Consider the following 19,761-nt stretch of genomic DNA (forward strand, 5'->3'; position numbering starts at 1 on the left):
ACACGACACGGCGGCTGACGAGCGGCTGATGTCGGTGGCGGGTGAGGTGGTGCTCCGATGGGCGCGGGCAGGTCGGCTGGGCTTGCGCGGAGCGGAGGCGGTACGAGAAGAGCTGCCGCCCAGGCCGCCGAGGCGGGCCGCAAGGGCGCCGGCACCGAAAACAGCACTCCACAGGAGGGCATCTGCACCGGAGAAGAACTACGCCAGGGCGGTGGTGTTCAGACTTGCGGTGCGCAGCCACGAGGCCCTGACCCGGGCCCGGCTCGTGCACGCCGACCAGTACTACCTGCGCGCCGAGACCATCGCCGCGGCGAACGCACGGCTCATCGCCGCCCAGGCCGAGGTGCCCATCGTGAAGTTCTGGGGCAACGGCCTGCTCGCCTCGGTGGACGGACTGCGGTTCGTCGTCCCCGTGCGCACGATCAGAGCGGCGCCGTCGCCGAAGTACTTCGGGTTCAAGCGCGGCATCACATGGCCGGAAGGCGTTCTAACGGAAGGTAATCGAACAACTGCATGATGCTGCTCGGGTGATTGTCGAGCCCGCGAACACGAGGAGCATCCATGACCACGAACGCCGAGCCCAGGCTGATCCCGCATCCCGACCGACTGGAGAGGCTCCGCGGCGAGTTGTCGGGCGCGACGGGGCTTCACGACGCCGGTCGGAATGTGTCCACGCTCGCCACCCGCGAGAAGCGCCTGCTGCTCAACCCGGCCGCGAACCTGCTGTACGGGGTGATGCTGCGCGCCGCGGCCCGTTACGAGCAGAACGAGGAGCTGACCGACCTTGAGGAGCGCCTGCTAGGTGTGCTGCGGCTGTCCGACCCTGCGGATGAGGAGATCAAGGCGATCGGCCTGGTCTTCCGCGAGCAGGCGGATGCTCCCGGCACCCGGGCGGTGCTGCCCCAGGAGCTGACCTCCCGACCGCTGTCGCAGGGGTACGCGATCACGGACCTGGTCGAGGCAATGCCGCGGCTGTCCTCGGAGATCGCCATGATGCCGAACTACCGGCTCGTGCGCGTCGACGAGATCGACTCCGATGGCCTTTTGGACACCGAGGACGCAGCGGCCGCGCGGGCGGAGTACGGTGGCGGCGCGATCATCTGCCTGACGGCCGAGGATCTCGGGCCCTTCGCCGCCAAAGCCCCGGCTGTCCCCGTCCGGGTGGAGTACAACAAGTTCCACGCCGTCCGCGCCGGCGAGGGTGCGGTGGGCCGGGTCGAGGCCGTCGGTCCGCAGCGAGCAAGCATCCCACGGCTTGCGGCGCCCCCGGAGCCGCCACCTGCTCGGCGATGTGGGGGCTGGGTGGAGATCCGCCCAGCCCCCGGTGCCTCGTGGCGCACCACGGGATGTCGCACAGACGGGCAGGCGCCCGCCCGGACGGAACTCCGTGCGGGGCCGGTGGAGCGGGGTGTTCCGTCGCACCGGAGACCCACAGGATTCAGGGTGATCAGAAAACTCTGAGTCTCACCCGTCTCTCACACGCGAGAGCGCACGGGAGCACGCGAGTACCTCTGACCTGGATATTCGCTGCCACCGCGGACCACGGCGGACCAGGTAGACAATATATAGGCTAGGACCCGATTCTAGTGATCAAGTCAAATGCCCAGGTCAGAGGCTATTTTTACTGTTCGCCGAGGGCTGATATCTCACACATCTATTGCTGGAACTGCGGCACGAGGTCGAGATCCTTCGGATGACCGGGCGGGTCGTCGAGTGCCCGATCGACGAGATGAACCGCCCGCGGGTATCCAAGGACGCCGTCCTGCGGATCCGCCGACCGAGCCGGAGGCCAGGCGCTGTTCACCGGCTGGGGTGGCGAGCTGGCGACCTGCCGCAAGTTCGCCCTCACCGCACGGAACTACACCGCATCGAAACTGATGTCACAGGTCGGACTCAGGGTGAGCGAGGCATGCAAACTCGACCTGGCCGACATCAAGTGGGACCTGGGCCGCTTCGGCAAGCTCCATGTGCGTCACGGCGAGGACGCCCATCTTCACGTGCTGCTTGAGCCCGCGCAGCTGGCACGGCGACGCCGCGCCATGTTCCGTCCGCGGCCGAAAGGCTCAGCGGCGGTCAGGGGCTACCGGCGGTGCCGCGGACCACCGCGACTGGGCAGTGTGCATGATGCAGCATGGCCTGGCTCACCGATCCGAGCAGCAGTCCGGCGAAACCGCCGCGTCCGCGCGCGCCGACCACCAGCAGCTGGGCCGTGCGGCTCGCCTCGATCAGCGCTTCCCGCGTCCCGCCTTTGACAACCTCGCGCCTCACGTTCACGCCCGGATGCGTCTCCTGGTGGCTGGCGAGCGCCTCGGACAGGAGACGTTCCTCCCCCGCGGCGAGCGCTCCCGGCTCGTTCGCGTACGGCATCGCCTCGTCCTGCGGCGGTGGTGGCATCGGCGTGTTCCAGGTGGTCCAAGCGTGCAAAGCAACGATGTCGGCCCCGCGTAGTGCCGCCTCGGCGAAAGCGAAGTCAACCGCTCCGGCAGCGGCCGAGGAGCCGTCGACGCCCACGACGATCGGTCCTGTGCTCTCACCTTGCTCCCGAACGACGAGGACCGGGCACCGGCCATGAGCTGCCAGGTGTACGGCCGTCGATCCCACCATCAGCCCGACGAAGCCTCCCATACCGTGCGACCCGACAACTACGAGCTCTGCGGCACGCGATTGCGCCTCCAGGACTGTCAGCGGTTCACCCGTAAGCAAAGCGCGGGATACGTCGACCTCCGGTGCCACCGTCCTGGCGCGCTCCTCCGCCTCGGCCAGCAGGCGTTCGGCCATGTTGCGCAAGCCGCCCTCGGGCGGGCCCAGTGGCGACGGGCCCAGTGACACATGCATGGCGGGCCAGATGAACGCGTGCACCAGCCGCAAACCTGCGCCGCGCCACCGCGCCTCCCGCGCCGCCGCCTCTACCGCGGCAAAACTAGAGGCCGAACCGTCCACGCCCACCACAACCAGACCACTCATCACACCTCCCGTATCCGTACCCTCCAGGTTCACTCCGACGACTTCCCGCTGCCAATGGAGCAAGAGCCCATCGCATGGGCCCGTCCGGCACGCTGGGGGAGGCTCCTTCAATCACTGTTAGTAGTAGCGGTTCAAAACACGAGGTCGTCGAACAGTTCGGATGGCACGTTGCGATCAGGGGGCCGGCTTCAAGCGGGACGGACCGGGTCGTCGGGTTTCGACGGCCAGCTGCTCGGTGTAGGAGCGTGGTCCCGCAACGCTGTGCCCGTACTGCGTCAGTGCTCGGTCGCGGAAACAATGAGGGCATGGCTCCATCGTCGAGCGCGGGAGTGCCGCCCTTCTGGCACGCTCTGCCTGCCCGTGAGGTGGCCGCCGGGCTCGATGTGGATCTTTCCTCGGGGCTGTCGTCGGCTGAGGCGGCCCGGCGGCTTGCGGAGTATGGGCCGAACCGGCTCGCGGAGGCTCCGCGAGAGCCCGGATGGCGGGCGTTCCTACGGCAGTTCCAGGACCTGCTGATCGTCATCCTGCTGATCGCGGCGGTGGTCAGCCTGGTGGTGTCCCGGGAGTGGGAGACGCCGGTGGCGATTGTCGTCGTGGTGTTGCTCAACGCGACGATCGGGTTTGTGCAGGAGTCTCGCGCCGAGGCGGCGCTGGATGCGCTGCGGCAGATGACCGTGACCACCGCCACCGTGCGCCGTGACGGCCGACTGGTGCGGTTGGACGCGGAGGAGCTGGTGCCCGGGGACGTGGTCGTGCTGGCGGCCGGTGACCGGGTGCCCGCGGACGGCCGGCTGTTTGTGTCGAGCTCGCTGGAAGTGCAGGAATCTGTCCTGACGGGTGAGGCTCTGGCCGTGGCGAAGTCGGCGGATGCCGCTGTCGGGGCCGAGGTGCCGCTGGCAGACCGGGTGACTGCGCTGTACATGAACACGGCGGTCACTCGTGGTCGCGGGGAGGTGCTGGTCACCGACACGGGTATGGCCGGCGAGACCGGCCGCATCGCTGACATGCTCCACATGGCCCAGCCGGGGCCGACACCGCTGCAGCGGCAGATCGACGCCCTGAGCCGCACCCTGGCCTGGGTCTCCGGGGTGGTCATCGTCGCTGTGTTCGTCCTGGGGCTGGTGCGCGGGCAGGATTTCGGTGACCTGTTCGTCAGTGCCGTGTCCTTGGCGGTCGCGGCCATCCCTGAAGGGCTGCCGGCCGTCGTGGCGTTCACGCTGGCCATGGGCACGGGACGGATGGCCAAGCGAGGCGCGATCGTCAAACGGCTGGCTTCGGTGGAGACCCTGGGCAGTACCTCGCAGATCTGCACCGACAAGACCGGCACGCTGACCTTGAACCAGATGACCGCAAGCGAGTTGCTGCTGGCCGGGCGTCGGTTCACGGTCTCGGGGCAGGGTTACTCCTTTGACGGCCGTATCCGCACCACCGACGGCTTACCCCTGCCGGCCACCATGGACGATGCGTTGACCGCGATGGCCCTGTGCTCCGATGCCGTGATCCGGGACGGGCAGGTGGTGGGGGATCCGACCGAGGGCGCGCTGGTGGTGCTGGCCGAGAAGGCCGGCATCGATGTGGCCCGGCTGCGCCAGGAGCGGCCCCGGCGACTGGATATCCCTTTTGACTCCGCTTACAAGTTCATGGCGACCTTTCACGACTGGACCGATGACACCGGCCGTGAGGTGATCCGGTGCTTCGTCAAGGGTGCCCCCGATGTACTTGCCGACCGTGCGGACCGCTACCTCGGCGGCGAAAAGGTCCTGCTGTTCGACCAGGAGGCCCGGCAGCGCTACGAGCAGGCCAACAGCGCCCTGGCCGGACAGGGCATGCGGGTGCTGGCCCTGGGGGCGGAAGACTTTCCGGCCGAGGACTTCCAGGCTCCCGAGGATCCGAAGGAGCTGCTGGACCGGGTGGTGTTGCTGGCTCTGGTCGGCATCGTCGACCCACCGCGCGCGGAGGCGCGCACGGCGATCGCCGAGTGCCGCGACGCCGGGATCCGGGTCCGGATGATCACGGGTGACCACGCGATGACCGCCGGGGCCATCGCCGGTGAACTCGGCATCCCGGGGCAGGCCATCACCGGCGCCGAACTGGACCGGATCGACGAAGACGCCCTGCCCGGCTGGCTCGACGAGGTGGGGGTGGTCGCCCGGGTATCGCCGGAGCACAAGATCCGGATCGTACGGGCGCTGCAGGCCCGTGGGGACGTGGTCGCCATGACCGGCGACGGAGTCAACGACGCACCCGCGCTGCGCCGCGCCGACATCGGGGTGGCGATGGGCGTCACCGGGACGGAAGTGACCAAGGAAGCCTCGACGATGGTCCTGACCGACGACAACTTCGCGACCATCGTGGCCGCCGTCCGCGAGGGCCGGGGCATCTACGACAACATCGTAAAGTTCGTCCGCTTCCAGGTCTCGACGGCATTGGGCTTCGTGACCATGTTCCTCGTCAGCTCGCTGACCGGCCTGGCAGGCGGGGCACCGTTCACGGCGCTGCAGATCCTGTTCGTCAACCTGGTGATGGACGGCCCGCCGGCGATGTCCCTCGGAGTCGACCCGGCCAGCCCGGATGCGATGAGCAGGCCCCCACGCACGACCGGCGAACCCATCCTCAGCAGAACGCGGCTTGCACGGATCCTGCTGACCAGCGCGGTGATGGCGGCAGGCACCCTCGCGGTGCTGACGTGGGCCCCAGGCCCGGAGGCGGAACCGGGACAGGCCACCGTCGCGGGCACCATGGCCTTCGTCACCTTCGTCTTCTTCCAGGTCTACAACCTGCTCAACGTCCGGCACGACACACACAGCGTGTTCAGCAGGAGGACGCTGGAGAACCCCTCCATGTTCGTCGCCGGTGCCGCCGTGATCGTGCTGCTCGTCCTCATCGTCGAGATGGACGCCCTGCACGGCTTCTTCACCACGACCAACCTGACCTCCAGCCAGTGGCTCGTCTGCGCAGCCGTCGGCTCGACCATTCTGTGGGCCGGCGAGCTGGTCAAGACTGTGCTCCGGTCCCGTACCCGCCGCCGCACGCGCTCACGGACCATGCAGACGCCGCCCGCCGGAACCCAGTGATCTTTCGGTTGCCTGCACTGCTCAGCCATCGGCCGCTCGTGGGCGCGCGGGCGTCTCGATGCGATCACCGGGTTCGTGGTGTAGCGGCCTGCTCAGTGCTGGTCGTACACCAGGAGGCCGTCGTCACGCAGCCGGGCACCAACCGTCGGCCGGTGTTCGGTGAGCCGCCCGTCATGGGACAGGTGCAGCACCGGGGTACCGCGGGCGAGTACCGCGAAATCGGCGATGATCCGCCGGTGACAGCGCCACCACACCGCCTCTGCGCACATGACCGTGGTGCGTACAGCCGCGGCCTGCATGAGCAGTTCGTCCATTGCTGCCACGAAATGCGGGTCCCGCGTGTATCCGGCGTATCCGCGGAAGGAGGCGTTCTGCCAGAACGTGTCGGGTGAGTCCGGCGCGGTCCTGCGGAAGCCACCGAGCCGGGGTTCCCACCGGTAGGCGATCCCCTGACGCGGCATCCACTGCTCCAGTACGCCTCGGTTCGCGTCCGGATTGTGGCGGCTTCCCGGAGCGGTGCGGACGTCGACCACGGCCAACACCTCTGCGCCGTTGAGGAGGCCGGCCATCTCTTCTCTGGTGGCGGTGCTGTGCCCGAAGGTGAGTAACCGTCTGCGGCTCTGACCTATGCGGTTCACCGGTCAGCCGTGTTTGACGATGGTGAGGAGCACCGCCGCGTCCTCGATCGCCTGGAGGCTGTGGCGGGCCGAGGGGATGACGATCAAGTCGCCGCTGCCTCCCTCCGACGTGGTGTCGCCGCTGGTGAGCCGCACGCGTCCGCGCAGCACCACCAGGGTTGCCTCTCCGGGATTCTCGTGCTCGGCCAGCGACGTGCCGGCGGTCAGGGCGAGGACGCTCTGGCGCAATGTGTGCTCGTGGCCCCCGTAGACGGTGGTGGCGCTGCGCCCGCTGGAGGTAGCGGCGGCCCGTTCCAGTTGCTCACGAGCCTGTGCCTCTAGGGAGATCTTCTGCATATGTGCGGTCTCCAGGTATGTGTGACGGCATCCATCCGCTGGGGCGCCGTTTCGAACAGTGGCAGTAGCGGGGGCGCGGATGCGGTGCGGCGTCATCCGCAATCGCCACCGGCGAAAACCGCCTCATCGACGGTAGCGTCACGTACGTCCACGAGTGCCGCAAGTTTGTCTCCACGCCCCCGCATGGCTGTTGCGTGCGACCGGTGGGACGCGCCGACCGGTACCGACTCCCAACCGCTCGCCGGATCGGCGGGGTGTACCTGTCGGCTGCGGTTGTATGGCGGATCACCCCTGTGTCACCCACTGTGGACGCATATGAGAGCAGAAGGGGCAAATTTCATGGTGAAACGAGACTCGGCCTCGAACGTCGTGGTGGGTGTCGACGGCTCGCCTTCGTCGCATGCCGCGCTGCGGTGGGCGGTCCAATATGCCGAGCTGATCGGCGGTGATGTGGTAGCGGTGGCTGCCTGGGCGTTTCCCTGGACGTACGGGTTGGCCGCACCCGCGGTGGACCCCACTTTTGACAGAACCATCGCCGAGCGGGACCTCGTCAACCGGGTGCACCAGGTTCTTGGCGAGTCCCGCGCTGCCCAGGTGCAAAAGCGTCTGGTGAAGGGCCATCCCGTCGAGGTGCTGCTCAGTGAGGCGGAGGGCGCCGAGGCCCTCGTGGTGGGCAGCCGGGGGCTGGGCGGATTCCGTCGAGCGCTGCTGGGTTCCGTGAGTCAGCAGTGTGCGCTGCACGCCACCTGTCCGGTCGTCATCGTCCGTCCGACCATCGAGGTGACGGACTCCGGTACACAGGCCGAGTGAGGCGGGGCCCGTCGGCGGCACCAGGCCCCTGGCGGCCCAGTCCCGCGGCTCACAGTCCCTGCTTCTTTGGCGTACGCCTCCACCAGCGCTACCTGGCCGGGTCACGGCTGGTGAGCCGTAGGTGTGCCGTACTCCGAGCTCATGATGCGGAGAACTCGACGAGCTGCACGACGAGTACATGGTGACTTCCTTCCGGTTCGTCGACGACCTCTTTCTCGGAGCCTCCCGCGTCCTCAGGGAGCAGATGGAGGCTCTCCGGCACCGCATCGGCGAGCGCTACCTGTGGGACGCCACCCGACGCACAACGCACCGTCCTCTTATTCGCGAGGCGCGACGGGCATGGCTTCGCTTCGCTGCATCGCCACCACCGCCTGCACCGGCAGCGGAGGCGGGCGACGACATCGCTGCCGGCCCGCCAGGAGTCGGCTTAAGGGTCGGAAAGATCGCGGTGCGGCTCTCGGCGCGGTGTCATGTGGGGAGCAGGGCGCGCAGGGCGTAGGGCAGGATGCCGCCGTGCCGGTAGTAGTCGGCTTCCGTGGGGGTGTCCAGGCGCACGCGTGCGGTGAAGCGCGTGGTGCCGCCGGGCCCTTCCGTCTCGACGGTGACCTCGTGGGGCAGCTTGGCCAGGCCGTGGACGGTGTAGGTCTCCTCACCGGTCAGGCCCAGAGAGCGGGCGCTGTCGCCGGGGGCGAATTGCAGCGGCAGGACGCCCATCCCGATCAGGTTGGAGCGGTGGATGCGCTCAAAGGATTCGGCCAGAACGGCTCTGACGCCGAGCAGCGCGGTCCCTTTGGCGGCCCAGTCGCGCGACGATCCGGAGCCGTATTCCTTGCCGGCGATGACGAGGAGGGGGACGCCCTCGGCGGCGTACCGCATCGCCGCCTGATAGATGGTGGTCTGCTCGCCGTCGGGCAGGTGCCGGGTGTAGCCGCCCTCGGTTTCGGGGGCCAGCAGGTTGCGCAGTCGGATGTTGGCGAAGGTGCCGCGGATCATCACCTCGTGGTTGCCGCGCCGGGAGCCGTAGGAGTTGAAGTTCTCGGGTGCGACGCCGTGGGCTTGCAGGTACTCGCCCGCCGGTGAGTACCGTTCAATCGTGCCGGCCGGGGAGATGTGGTCGGTGGTGACCGAGTCGCCGAGCAGGGCCAGTACCCGGGCGCGGGTGATGTCGTCGGGTGGCTGCGGTCGGCGGGGCATGTTCTCGAAGTAGGGCGGCTTGCGCACGTATGTCGAGGCGGGATCCCAGGCGAACAGGTCGCCCTCGGGGGTGGGCAGGGCCTGCCACTGCTCGTCGCCGGTGAACAGGTCAGCGTAGCCGTCGCTGAACATGCTCGGCCGCAGGCTGGCGGAGATCACCTGCTGGATTTCGTCCTGGGTGGGCCAGATGTCGCGCAGGTGGACGGGCCGGCCGTCGTTGCCGGTGCCCAACGGGGCGCGGGTGAGGTCGACGACCATGGATCCGGCCAGCGCGTAGGCGACCACCAGCGGCGGTGAGGCCAGATAGTTCAGTTTCGTCTCGGGGTGGATGCGGCCTTCGAAGTTGCGGTTGCCGGAGAGCACGGACGCGATCACGAGGTCGGCGTCAGCGGCCGCCCGGGAGACTTCACTGATCAGGGAGCCGGAGTTGCCGATGCAGGTGGTGCAGCCGTAGCCGACCAGGTCGAAGCCGAGCGCGTCCAAGTACGGAACCAGTCCTGCGCGTTCGAAGTAGTCCATCACGATCCTCGACCCCGGCGCGAGGCTGGTCTTCACCCAGGGCTTGGACCGCAGGCCGCGCTCGACGGCCTTCTTGGCCAGCAGCGCTGCGGCGACCATCACCTGTGGGTTGGAGGTGTTGGTGCACGAGGTGATCGCGGCGATCACGACAGCGCCGTGCCCGATCTCGAAGCTGCTGCCATCCTCGAGCGTCACCGGGACGCGCTCAGGCGGCCGTGCCTTGCCCGGTCCGGTCGCATCGAGGCACCCCGGCTGGTCGCCGGGGTGGTTGCCGGTGACGGCTACCGGGTCGGAGGCCGGGAAGGACTCCACGCCGCTCTGGTCCAGCCCGACCGGGGCCGCGCCGTAGGTCGCGTCGCCGTCCAGGACAGCGCGCAGGACCCGCGACGCGTCCGCCAGGGCGATGCGGTCCTGCGGCCGTTTGGGCCCGGCGATCGACGGGACGATGGCCGACAGGTCCACTTCGAGGGTCTGCGAGTAGTCAGGCGTGTGGCCGGGGTCGTGCCACAGCCCCTGCTCTTTGGCGTATGCCTCCGCCAGCGCTACCTGGCCGGGTTCCCGGCCGGTGAGCCGCAGGTAGGAAAGAGTCTCAGCGTCGATCGGGAAGATCGCGCAGGTGGCGCCGTACTCCGGGCTCATGTTGCCGATGGTGGCCCGATTGGCCAGTGGCACCTCGGCCACGCCAGGTCCGTAGAACTCGACGAAGGCGCCCACCACGCCGTGATGGCGCAGCCGCTCTGCGATGGTCAGCACCAGATCGGTGGCGGTGCTCCCTTCAGGCAGCGCGCCGGTGAGCCGCACACCGACGACCCTGGGGATGAGCATGCTCACCGGCCGGCCGAGCATCGCGGCTTCCGCCTCAATGCCTCCCACCCCCCAGCCGAGCACGCCAAGCCCGTTGACCATGGGGGTGTGTGAATCGGTCCCGACCAGAGTGTCGGGGAAGGCCGTACCGTCCTCGGCGAACACCACCCGGGCCAGGTGCTCCAGGTTGACTTGGTGGCAGATTCCGGTTCCAGGAGGCACGACGTGCAGATTCCGTAGGGCGCTCTGCCCCCAGCGCAGGAACTGGTAGCGCTCCCGGTTGCGCTGGTACTCGAGCTCCACGTTGCGGCTGAACGCCGCTGGGGAACCGAAGTGCTCGGCGATCACCGAGTGGTCGATCACCAGCTCGATGGGCCGCCGCGCGTCGATCAGAGCCGGATCGCCGCCGAGCGTAGCCATCGCTTCGCGCATCGCCACCAGGTCGACGATGCACGGCACCCCTGTGAAGTCCTGCATCAGCACCCGCGCGGGGGTGAACTGCACCTCGGTCGCCGGTTCCGCCGCCGGGTCCCACCCGGCCAGCGCCGCGATCTGGTCGGCGGTGACGGTGCGGCCATTCTCATTGCGCAGCAGGTTCTCCAGCAGCACCTTCAGGCTGTACGGCAGCCGTTGTGCGGCGGGCAGGGCGTCGAGCCGGTGGATGGAGTAGGAGGTCCCGTCGGCGTCGAGCGTGCCGCGGGCGGCGAAGCTGTCCAGGGACATGGGCGTGCCTCCTCAGCATGGATCGGCGAGGCTCGACGCGGGCCGGCGCCCACCACGCATCCCGGCGCAGGGCCCGCTCCCTGATCGGCCGTCCGCCGCGGGACTCGCACACCGGTCGGCTCGCCGACCGCTCCCGCCGTCACCTCAGGTCACCACCCTGCGCCCGAGCCCCCGGTCCGCCGTGTCGACAGGGCCGGCGCAGCCCTGCAAGTGCAGCACCCGCCCAGACGGGCGGAACCAACCACGGTCAGTCTCGACCACGCATACCCGGCCCGCAAATGGGGCGAGACGGCAGCACAGGGCAAGGGGGGCGGGGATTCTCGGCTTGAGGCATCCCGCCTGCGCGCGGAGCGGAGGGGTGATAGGACGGGTCAAGGGTCTCGTCCGCATTTGCCCGGAAATGATGGGAAGGGAACTCCGGATGGCGAAGATCGCGATCAACGGTCTCGGACGTATCGGGCGGGCCGCGTTCAAGATTCTTCACGACGTCGACGGGGTTGAGGTGGCCGCGGTCAACGACCTGGTCCCCGCCGAGAACCTGGCCTACCTTCTCACCCACGACACCGTCTACGGACGCTATGGAAAGTCCGTCACCGCTGCCGGTGACGCGCTGGTCGTCGACGGACACACCGTCCCGCTGTACAGCCGACGCGACCCGGCCGAGCTGCCGTGGCACGAACTGGGCATCGACCTCGTCCTGGAGTGCACGGGTGCCTTTCGGCGCGAGGAGGAACTGGCCCGGCACCTGTCCGCGGGCGCACGATTCGTGATCCTCTCAGCGCCCGCCCGTACCGAGACGATGGCCACCGTGGTCCACGGCGTGAACACTGCCCCGGCCGGGCGGCAGGTCATCTCCTGCGCGAGTTGCACGACCAACTGCATCACCCCCGTGGTGGAAGTGATGGACCGCAGAATCGGCGTGGAGCGGGCCGTGATGACCACCATCCACGCCTACACCTCCACCCAGCAGCTCATCGACGGACCCAGCAAGGACTTCCGGCGCGGCCGGGCCGGAGCCGCCAACATGCTTCCCGCCTCCACCGGCGCCGCGCTCGCGACCACCAAGGCACTCCCGGAGCTGACCGGCCGCTTCGACGGCGTGGCCCTCCGGATCCCGATCCCGGTCGGGTCGATCGCCGACATCGTGTTGGTCACCGCCCGCCCGACATCGCCCGAGGAAGTGAACGACCACTTCCGTGCGGAGGCCACCACCGACCGCTACCGCGGCATCCTCGGCGTCTGTGACGAGCCGATTGTCTCCAGCGACATCATCGGCGACCCCCGGGCCTCGATCATCGACGCGGCGATGACCCGGGTCGTGGACGGCACCCTGGTCAAGATCATGGCCTGGTACGACAACGAGTGGGGCTTTATGCACCAGATGGTCCGTGAGGCGCTCTCCGCGCTCGGCATCTCTCGACCGCGGGGAAACGCCCCGGCGCGGTCGAGCGGACCGGCCGCACCTACCCGGAAGGGAACGCGGTGAAGGTCAGAGAGATCATGACCACCCGGGTGGTCACCGTAGCCGAGGACAGCCTGGTGGCCGACATCGCCGCAGTGCTGCGCGGACACCGGATCAGTGCCGTGCCGGTCTTGGACATCGCCGGCGCGGTGGTCGGCCTGGTCAGCGAATACGACCTGCTCGCCGGCGAGGGAGCCACCGCCCGCGAGGTGATGACCCGCGAGGTCATCACCGCTACCGAGGACACCGACGTCGAGCAGGTACACCACCTGCTGGTCGAGCGCCGTATCCGACGCGTCCCGGTACTGGCCGGACAGCGCCTCGTCGGCATCGTCAGCCGGTCCGACGTGATCGCGCTGCTCACCACCGAATGGGCCTGCCAAGTCTGCGGGCAGACCGAGCGCGGCCCGCACCCGCCGCCGCGCTGTCCCACCTGCGACGCCGGCCAACACCGGTTCCTGCCGCAGGTACCGCCCCCCGGCAGCTGACGCACCGCGGCAACAGGCCCAGACAGCAGGAGACACCGCCATGGACCCGACGCAGGACCCTACCCAGCCACACACCTTGACATCCCCGGCGAGTGAGGACCCGGCGGCGCTGCGGGGCTACTACCAGCAGATGGCCCTGATCCGGCAGTTCGAACTGCGGGCCGCGGAGATGTACACCCGGGCGAAGATCGGCGGCTACTGCCACCTCAACCTGGGCGAGGAGGCCACCGTCGTCGGCCTGATGACCGCACTGCGGCCGACCGACTACCTGTTCACCACCTACCGCGACCACGGCTATGCGCTCGCTCGCGGAGCCGACCCCGGCAAGGTGATGGCCGAACTGTTCGGCCGCGCCACGGGCCTGTCCGGCGGGCGCGGCGGCTCTATGCACCTATTCGACGGCGGGCTGCGGATGCTCGGCGGCTACGGGATCGTCGGCGGCCAGATGCCCCCGGCGACCGGAGCCGCGCTTGCGATCGCCCACCGTGGCGCGCCCGGCCCCGGCAGCGAGGCCGTGATGTGCCTGCTGGGCGACGGCACCACCAACATCGGCGCCTTCCACGAGTCACTCAACCTCGCGGCCGTATGGCGCCTGCCCATCGTCTACGTCATCGTCAACAATCACCTCGGCATGGGCACCCCGGTCGAGGCCGCCTCCGGGGAGCCCGCGCTCTACCGGCGCGGCTGCGCCTACCGGATCCCCGGCGCGCGGGTCGACGGAAACGACGTGATCGCGGTCCGCGACGCCGCGCAGACTGCTCTGGAGCAGGCACGCACCGAGCACCGGCCCCGGCTGCTGGAGGCCGTCAGTCACCGGCTGCGCGGCCACTCCGTGGTCGACCCGGCCCGCTACCGCTCGGCGCAGGAGACCGAGCGGCTGCGTGAGCAGGACCCGCTGCCCGCCTTCCGGGCCCGCCTGATCGAGGACCACATCCTCGATCAGGCGGCGGTGGACCGCATCGACGAGGAATGTGGCCAGGCGGTCACCGCCGCCGTCGACTTCGCCGATGCCAGCCCGCCCCCGGACGTCGCCACCCTGTTCGACCACGTGTACGCCACCGAGGTCGCCAACACCCACTTCGGCCTGCCGGGAGACAGCCCGGCCGGCGCCGGGCTCTTCGCCGACCACCCAGGGAAGGAGTAGCCGTGGCCGCCGTCACCTACCGCCAGGCACTGCACGACACGCTGCGGGCGGAGATGCTGCGGGACGCGAACATCCTGCTGATCGGTGAGGAGATCGGCGTCTTCGAAGGCTCCTACAAGATCACCGCCGGGCTGCTGGACGAGTTCGGCCCGCGCCGGGTACGCGACACACCGATCTGCGAGGAGGGATTCGTCGGCGCCGCGATCGGGGCGGCCATGCTCGGCCTGCGGCCGGTCGTGGAGATCATGACCATCAACTTCAGCCTGCTGGCTATCGACCAGATCGTGAACCACGCCGCCAAGATGCACGCCATGTTCGGCGGCCAGGTCTCGGTGCCGATGGTGATTCGCACCCCCGGGGGCGGCGGGCAGCAACTGGCCGCCACCCACTCGCAGAACCTGGAGGTCTTCTACGCCCACGTGCCCGGCCTCAAGGTCGTCGCTCCGGCCAGCCCGGCAGACGCCAAAGGGCTGCTGACCGCCGCCATCCGCGACGACGACCCGGTGCTCGTGCTGGAGAACCTCGCGCTGTACAACACCAAGGGCGAGATCCCCGACGGCGAGCACGCCGTACCCATCGGCACCGCGCAGATCACCAAACCCGGCCGGGACCTCACCGTCGTCGCCTACTCGCGCGCCGCCGCGATCGCCCTGGACGTCGCCCACCGCCTCGAGACGGAGGGCATCTCGGTCGAGGTCGTCGACCTGCGCAGCCTGCGCCCACTGGACCGGCAGACCGTGTGCGCCTCGGTGCGCAAGACCACCCGCGCCGTCATCCTCGAGGACGACTGGCTCAGCTACGGCGTCGGCGCCGAGATCGCGGCGACCATCGCCGAGGGGGCCTTCGACCGCCTCGACGCGCCCGTCCGCCGCGTTGCCGCCGCCGAGGTCCCCCTGCCGTACGCCAAACAGCTGGAGACCGCCGCCCTGCCCGACGCGGCGGCCCTGGCCCGGGTGATCTACGAAACCCTCGACGCCACCGGTTTCACCGCCCACTCGACGACACCCGCAGGCGGTTAGGAGGCCGCGATGCCCGAAGTCCTCATGCCCCGCCTGTCCGACACCATGGAGGAAGGCACCCTGAGCCGATGGCTCACCCACGAGGGCGCCCCGGTCCACAAGGGCGATGCCATCGCCGAGATCGAAACCGACAAGGCCGTGATGGAACTGGAGGCATACGACGAAGGGCCCCTGAGCCGCATTCTCGTCGCCGAAGGCACCACCGTGCCCATCGGAACCCCTCTCGCCGTCATCGGAACCGAACCCCAGGCCGCGCCGGATCAGGCCGCCCCTGAACAAGCCCGGCAGACGGCCGCACCTGCCCCGGCACCGCCCACCAGGCCAACCGAGCCCGTTCCGACCATCCCCGCCGCCGTGGAGCAGCCCACACCCGCCCGCGGGGACGAGCATGAGGTGCGTACCTCCCCACTGGCCCGCACACTGGCCCGCCAGCACGGCATCGACATCACCGCCCTCACCGGCAGTGGCCCCGGCGGCCGTATCGTCCGCGCGGACGTGGATGACGCCATCACCCGGCACGGCGGACAACCAGGCGTCATCCGGCCCCCCACCGCACCCGGCCCCGCACAGCCCGCCGGACTCGCCAGGGCGCACCCGATTCCCGCCGAGGAGGCCGAGGACGTCGAGGAAGTGCCACTGAGTACCATCCGCCGCCTCACCGCACAGCGCCTGACCCAGAGCACGCAGCAGGCCCCCCACTTCTATCTGACCACCGTCATCGACGCCGAACCGCTGCTCACGTTCCGCGCCGACATCAATGCGCAACTCGGCGAACCTGGCCCCCGCATCAGCGTCACCGACCTGCTCGTCAAAGCGTGCGCGACAACGCTGCGCACCCACCCGCAGGCCAACTCCTCCTGGGACAGCACCCGCATCCTGCGCCACCGTCGCATCCACATCGGCATCGCCGTCGCCCTCGAAGAGGGACTGACCGTTCCGGTGGTACACGACGCCGACCGCAAGACCCTGACCCAGATCGCCCGCGAAGCCCACGCCCTGGCCGACAACGCTCGCGCCGGCCACCTAGCCTTGCAGGACCTTAGCGGCGGCACCTTCACCATCAGCAACCTGGGCGCCTACGGCGTCGACCACTTCACTGCCGTCATCAACCCGCCCCAGGCCGCGATCCTCGCCGTCGGCGCCGCGCAAACCCAGCCCGTCATCCGCGACGGCGAACTCGCCATCGGCACCTCCATGGCGCTGACCCTGTCCATCGACCACCGCGTCCTGGACGGCGCCATCGCAGCCACATTCCTCGCCGACCTCAAAACACTCCTCGAACACCCCCTGGGCATCGTGGTGTAGCTGATGATGACGCTGCCTGCCCGCACGTCCGGACGGCGCCGGATCTTGAGGACTTTGCCCTCCGCGAGATTGGCCCCACGCCGAGCGGCCCGGCATCATTCCGCCGGTGCCGAGCCGGCCGACGCTAGCCGAGCCCTGCCGCCGGATCACCCCGCAGCACGAGAGCCCCCGGAACAGACCAGCAACAGTCAGGACCACGGCTCCAACGTCCTCGACCGTCACCAATTGTCGGAGGCTCGACATGATCAGCCATCCTTCGTACATCGTGGAACCGTGGTGTCTGCGCGAGTCCGAGCTCGATCTGGACGTGCTGGCGCAGAGCGAGTCGGTGTTCGCACTGTCCAACGGCCACATCGGCTGGCGCGGCAATCTGGACGAGGGCGAGCCGCATGGAGTGCCGGGGGCCTATCTCAACGGCGTGTTCGAGTTCCGTCCGCTGCCGTACTCGGAAGCCGCCTACGGATATCCGGAGTCCGGCCAGACGATCATCAACGTGACCAACGGCAAGGTGATGCGGCTGCTGGTGGACGACGAGCCGTTCGACCTGCGCTACGGCCGGCTGCACCGCCACCAGCGGGTGCTGGACTTCCGCGCCGGGGTACTGCGCCGCACGGTCGAGTGGTCGGCCCCGTCGGGTTGCACGGTGCGGATCCGCTCGACCCGGCTGGTCTCGCTCACCCAGCGGGCCATCGCCGCGATCGCCTACGAGGTGGAGGCGGTGGACGAGGAGGTGCGGATCGTGCTCCAGTCCGAGTTGGTCGCCAACGAGCAGCTTCCGGAACCGGCAGGCGATCCCCGGGTCTCGGCCGCCCTGGACTCTGTCCTGCGCGCCGAGGAGGACATCGCGCAGGGCACCAGGCTTCGTCTGGTGCACCGCACGGCCCGTAGCGGACTGCGCGTGGTGGCGGCCGCCGACCATCTCATCGCGGGCCCACAGGGCGCCACCACCGACACCGAGAGCAGCCGGGATCTCAGCCGGCTGACCGTGACCTCGCTGTTGCGGCCGGGCCAGCGGCTTCGGGTGCAGAAGACAATCGCCTACGGCTGGTCGGGTACCAGATCACTGCCCGCGGTACGCGACCAGGTCGACGCCGCGCTGGCCGGGGCGGCCGACACCGGCTGGGAGGGCCTGCTCGCCGAACAGCGCAGGTACCTGGACGCCTTCTGGGCCCGGGCGGACGTCGAGTTGGAGGGCGACACCGAGATACAGCAGGCCGTCCGGTTCGGACTGTTCCACGTGCTGCAGGCAGCCGCCCGCGCCGAGGAACGGGCCATCCCAGCCAAGGGGCTGACCGGCCCGGGCTACAACGGCCACTGCTTCTGGGACACCGAGACGTATGTGCTGCCGATGCTCACCTACACCGCGCCGCACGCGGTGGGGCCGGCCTTGCGCTGGCGGCACACCACGCTTCCCGCCGCGCTGGAGCGGGCCCGTCAGCTCGGCCTGGCGGGGGCCGCGTTTCCGTGGCGGACCGTCGACGGCGACGAGTGCTCCGCCTACTGGCCCGCCGGCACTGCGGCGTTCCATATCAACGCGGACATCGCGGACGCGGTGGTGCGGTACACCGCCGCTACCGGCGACCTGGTCTTCGAACAGGAGGCGGGGCTGGAGCTGTTGGTCCACACCGCCCGGCTGTGGCGCTCACTCGGCCACCACGACCAGCACGGGGCGTTCCACCTGGACGGCGTCACCGGGCCCGACGAGTACAGCGCGATCGCCGACGACAACGTCTACACCAACGTGATGGCCCAGCAGAACCTGCGCGCGGCGGCCGACGCGGCCGAACGCCACCCTGACCTGGCCGCCTCACTCGGCGTGGCCGATGAGGAGACCGCGGCCTGGCGGGATGCCGCCCAGCGGATCGTGCTGCCGTTCAACGAGGTACTCGGCGTGCACGAGCAGTCCGCCGGCTTCACCTCCCACCAGGTGTGGGACTTCGCCGGCACCCCGCCGGAGAGCTACCCGCTGCTGCTGCACTACCCGTACTTCGACCTGTACCGCAAACAGGTGATCAAGCAGGCTGACCTGGTCCTGGCCATGCACCTGCGCGGCGACGCGTTCACCGAGGAGCACAAGGCCCGCAACTTCGCCTACTACGAACCGCTCACCGTGCGGGACTCCTCGCTGTCCGCTGGCAGCCAGGCCGTGATCGCAGCAGAGGTCGGCCGACTGAACCTGGCATACGACTACCTCGGCGAGGCGTCCCTGATGGACCTCGACAACCTGGAACGCAACACACGCGACGGCCTCCACATCGCCGCACTGGCAGGGACCTGGACGGCGCTGGTGGCGGGCTTCGGCGGGATGCGACACCACGCGGACCTGCTGTCCTTCGCCCCGCGACTGCCCGAGCAGCTCAGCCGACTGTCTTTCACCGTGCAGTTCCGCCGGCGCTGTGTGCGCGTGGACATCACCCACCAACAGGCCACTTACACCCTGCTGGAGGGCGCCGAACTCGAGATCCACCACCACGGCAGCCCGTTGACGGTGACCAAGGACGCCCCTTGCAGCGGACCGGTACCCGCCGCACCCGATCTGCCGGAACCACAACAGCCTCCCGGCCGCGCCCCAGCACGCCGCAGTTGGGCGGCGGGCCGCAGCGAATGACATCTGACATGCCCGATCGGCTCCGGGTTCGCCGTACGCGTCAGGAAGCGGCGCAGCTGGAACCGGCTGGCACGACAACGACGGGCAGGTGCGCGTGGTGCACGACCTCGGTGCTGGTCGACCCGAGCGCGAGGCGACCCCAGAGGCCCGAACCGCGACTGCCGACCACCAGCAGACAGGCATTCTTGCTCGCGTCCAGCAGAACCTGCGCCGGGCGTCCCGCCTCCGTGACGATCTCCACCTCCACACGGGGGCCGCCGAGCTGCTCCCGCAGTTCGTCGACCGTGTCGGTCACCGCCTGCCGGGCCACATCGTGGAGCTCTTCGTACAGGCTGCCGTCGCCCTCCGGCACGGTCATCCATCCATAGCCCGTGTAGCGAGCTGGGGTGTAGTCGTAAGCGCAGACCGCGCGCAGGCCGGTGCCGCGCAGCTGTGCTTCACGCAGGGCGAAGAGCACGGCTTGGAGGGCGTGCGGGGAGCCGTCCGTGCCGACTACGATCGGGCCGGCCGGGACGTGCGCGGGAGTATCGGTCATCGAAAATCCCTCCAAGGCAGACGATGACGACCGGCCCTGTTGGGCAACAGTCCGACCAGCGTCGGGAAACGGGTACCCCGATCTCTTCCTCCGTTACCGGTTCTGATTCCGGCCTCGGCCAGCCGGCGTCACACGGCG

The 19,761-nt window shown here is 69.3% G+C and carries 14 protein-coding genes and 1 pseudogene; 10 read left to right on the forward strand and 5 right to left on the reverse strand.

From position 1 onward, the window contains the following. Nucleotides 1-238: 238 nt before the first annotated feature. Nucleotides 239-475 (forward strand): annotated as a pseudogene (locus ABR737_RS41245) (Tn3 family transposase); the annotation flags it as partial. Nucleotides 476-561: 86 nt separating this feature from the next. Beyond that, nucleotides 562-1,461, forward strand: coding sequence for a hypothetical protein (locus ABR737_RS41250; RefSeq protein WP_350256268.1), 900 nt, complete (start codon nt 562-564; stop codon nt 1,459-1,461). A 612-nt stretch (nt 1,462-2,073) separates the two neighbouring features. On the opposite strand, the gene ABR737_RS41255 is transcribed toward ABR737_RS41250, so the two are convergent. Beyond that, nucleotides 2,074-2,964 carry a universal stress protein gene (locus ABR737_RS41255; RefSeq protein WP_350256269.1) on the reverse strand — a complete coding sequence of 297 codons (891 nt, stop codon included), beginning with the start codon at nt 2,962-2,964 and terminating at the stop codon, nt 2,074-2,076. Between the two features lie 74 nt (nt 2,965-3,038). On the opposite strand from ABR737_RS41255, the gene ABR737_RS41260 reads away from it, so the two are divergent. Further along, nucleotides 3,039-6,038, forward strand: a complete 3,000-nt coding sequence (locus ABR737_RS41260; protein ID WP_350256270.1) for a cation-translocating P-type ATPase — start codon at nt 3,039-3,041, stop codon at nt 6,036-6,038. Nucleotides 6,039-6,130: 92 nt separating this feature from the next. Here ABR737_RS41260 and ABR737_RS41265 read toward each other — a convergent pair whose 3' ends face one another. Next, entirely contained in the window at nt 6,131-6,607 is a 477-nt protein-coding gene (locus tag ABR737_RS41265) for a DUF488 domain-containing protein (protein ID WP_350257122.1), read from the reverse strand. A gap of 72 nt (nt 6,608-6,679) precedes the next feature. Further along, a complete protein-coding gene (locus tag ABR737_RS41270; protein ID WP_350256271.1) occupies nt 6,680-7,012 on the reverse strand; it encodes a cupin domain-containing protein in 333 nt (110 codons plus the stop codon). 339 nt (nt 7,013-7,351) lie between these two features. Between ABR737_RS41270 and ABR737_RS41275 the strand changes: the two genes are divergently transcribed. Continuing rightward, entirely contained in the window at nt 7,352-7,822 is a 471-nt protein-coding gene (locus ABR737_RS41275) for a universal stress protein (protein ID WP_350256272.1), read from the forward strand. A 468-nt stretch (nt 7,823-8,290) separates the two neighbouring features. On the opposite strand, the gene ABR737_RS41280 is transcribed toward ABR737_RS41275, so the two are convergent. Next, complete coding sequence (locus ABR737_RS41280) at nt 8,291-11,062, reverse strand: aconitate hydratase (protein ID WP_350256273.1); 2,772 nt, start codon at nt 11,060-11,062, stop codon at nt 8,291-8,293. Between the two features lie 421 nt (nt 11,063-11,483). Here ABR737_RS41280 and gap point away from each other — a divergent pair, with 421 nt between their 5' ends. The 6 genes from gap to ABR737_RS41310 all read left to right on the forward strand — a co-directional run bounded on the left by gap (nt 11,484) and on the right by ABR737_RS41310 (nt 19,088). After that, nucleotides 11,484-12,548, forward strand: a complete 1,065-nt coding sequence (gene gap / locus ABR737_RS41285; protein ID WP_350256274.1) for a type I glyceraldehyde-3-phosphate dehydrogenase — start codon at nt 11,484-11,486, stop codon at nt 12,546-12,548. A 14-nt stretch (nt 12,549-12,562) separates the two neighbouring features. Next, nucleotides 12,563-13,012, forward strand: a complete 450-nt coding sequence (locus ABR737_RS41290) for a CBS domain-containing protein (protein WP_350256275.1) — start codon at nt 12,563-12,565, stop codon at nt 13,010-13,012. 40 nt (nt 13,013-13,052) lie between these two features. Next, nucleotides 13,053-14,156 (forward strand): pyruvate dehydrogenase (acetyl-transferring) E1 component subunit alpha, encoded by a 1,104-nt coding sequence (gene pdhA / locus ABR737_RS41295; protein WP_350256276.1) that lies wholly within the window; start codon nt 13,053-13,055, stop codon nt 14,154-14,156. A 2-nt stretch (nt 14,157-14,158) separates the two neighbouring features. Beyond that, nucleotides 14,159-15,175, forward strand: coding sequence for an alpha-ketoacid dehydrogenase subunit beta (locus tag ABR737_RS41300; RefSeq protein ID WP_350256277.1), 1,017 nt, complete (start codon nt 14,159-14,161; stop codon nt 15,173-15,175). A gap of 9 nt (nt 15,176-15,184) precedes the next feature. Continuing rightward, a complete protein-coding gene (locus ABR737_RS41305) occupies nt 15,185-16,480 on the forward strand; it encodes a dihydrolipoamide acetyltransferase family protein (protein ID WP_350256278.1) in 1,296 nt (431 codons plus the stop codon). Nucleotides 16,481-16,721: 241 nt separating this feature from the next. Further along, nucleotides 16,722-19,088, forward strand: coding sequence for a glycoside hydrolase family 65 protein (locus tag ABR737_RS41310; protein WP_350256279.1), 2,367 nt, complete (start codon nt 16,722-16,724; stop codon nt 19,086-19,088). 40 nt (nt 19,089-19,128) lie between these two features. On the opposite strand, the gene ABR737_RS41315 is transcribed toward ABR737_RS41310, so the two are convergent. Further along, nucleotides 19,129-19,623: a universal stress protein gene (locus ABR737_RS41315; protein ID WP_350256280.1), complete on the reverse strand. Its 495-nt coding sequence runs from the start codon at nt 19,621-19,623 to the stop codon at nt 19,129-19,131. Nucleotides 19,624-19,761 lie beyond the last annotated feature (138 nt).

Source organism: Streptomyces sp. Edi2 (assembly GCF_040253635.1).
Classification (GTDB): Bacteria; Actinomycetota; Actinomycetes; order Streptomycetales; family Streptomycetaceae; genus Streptomyces.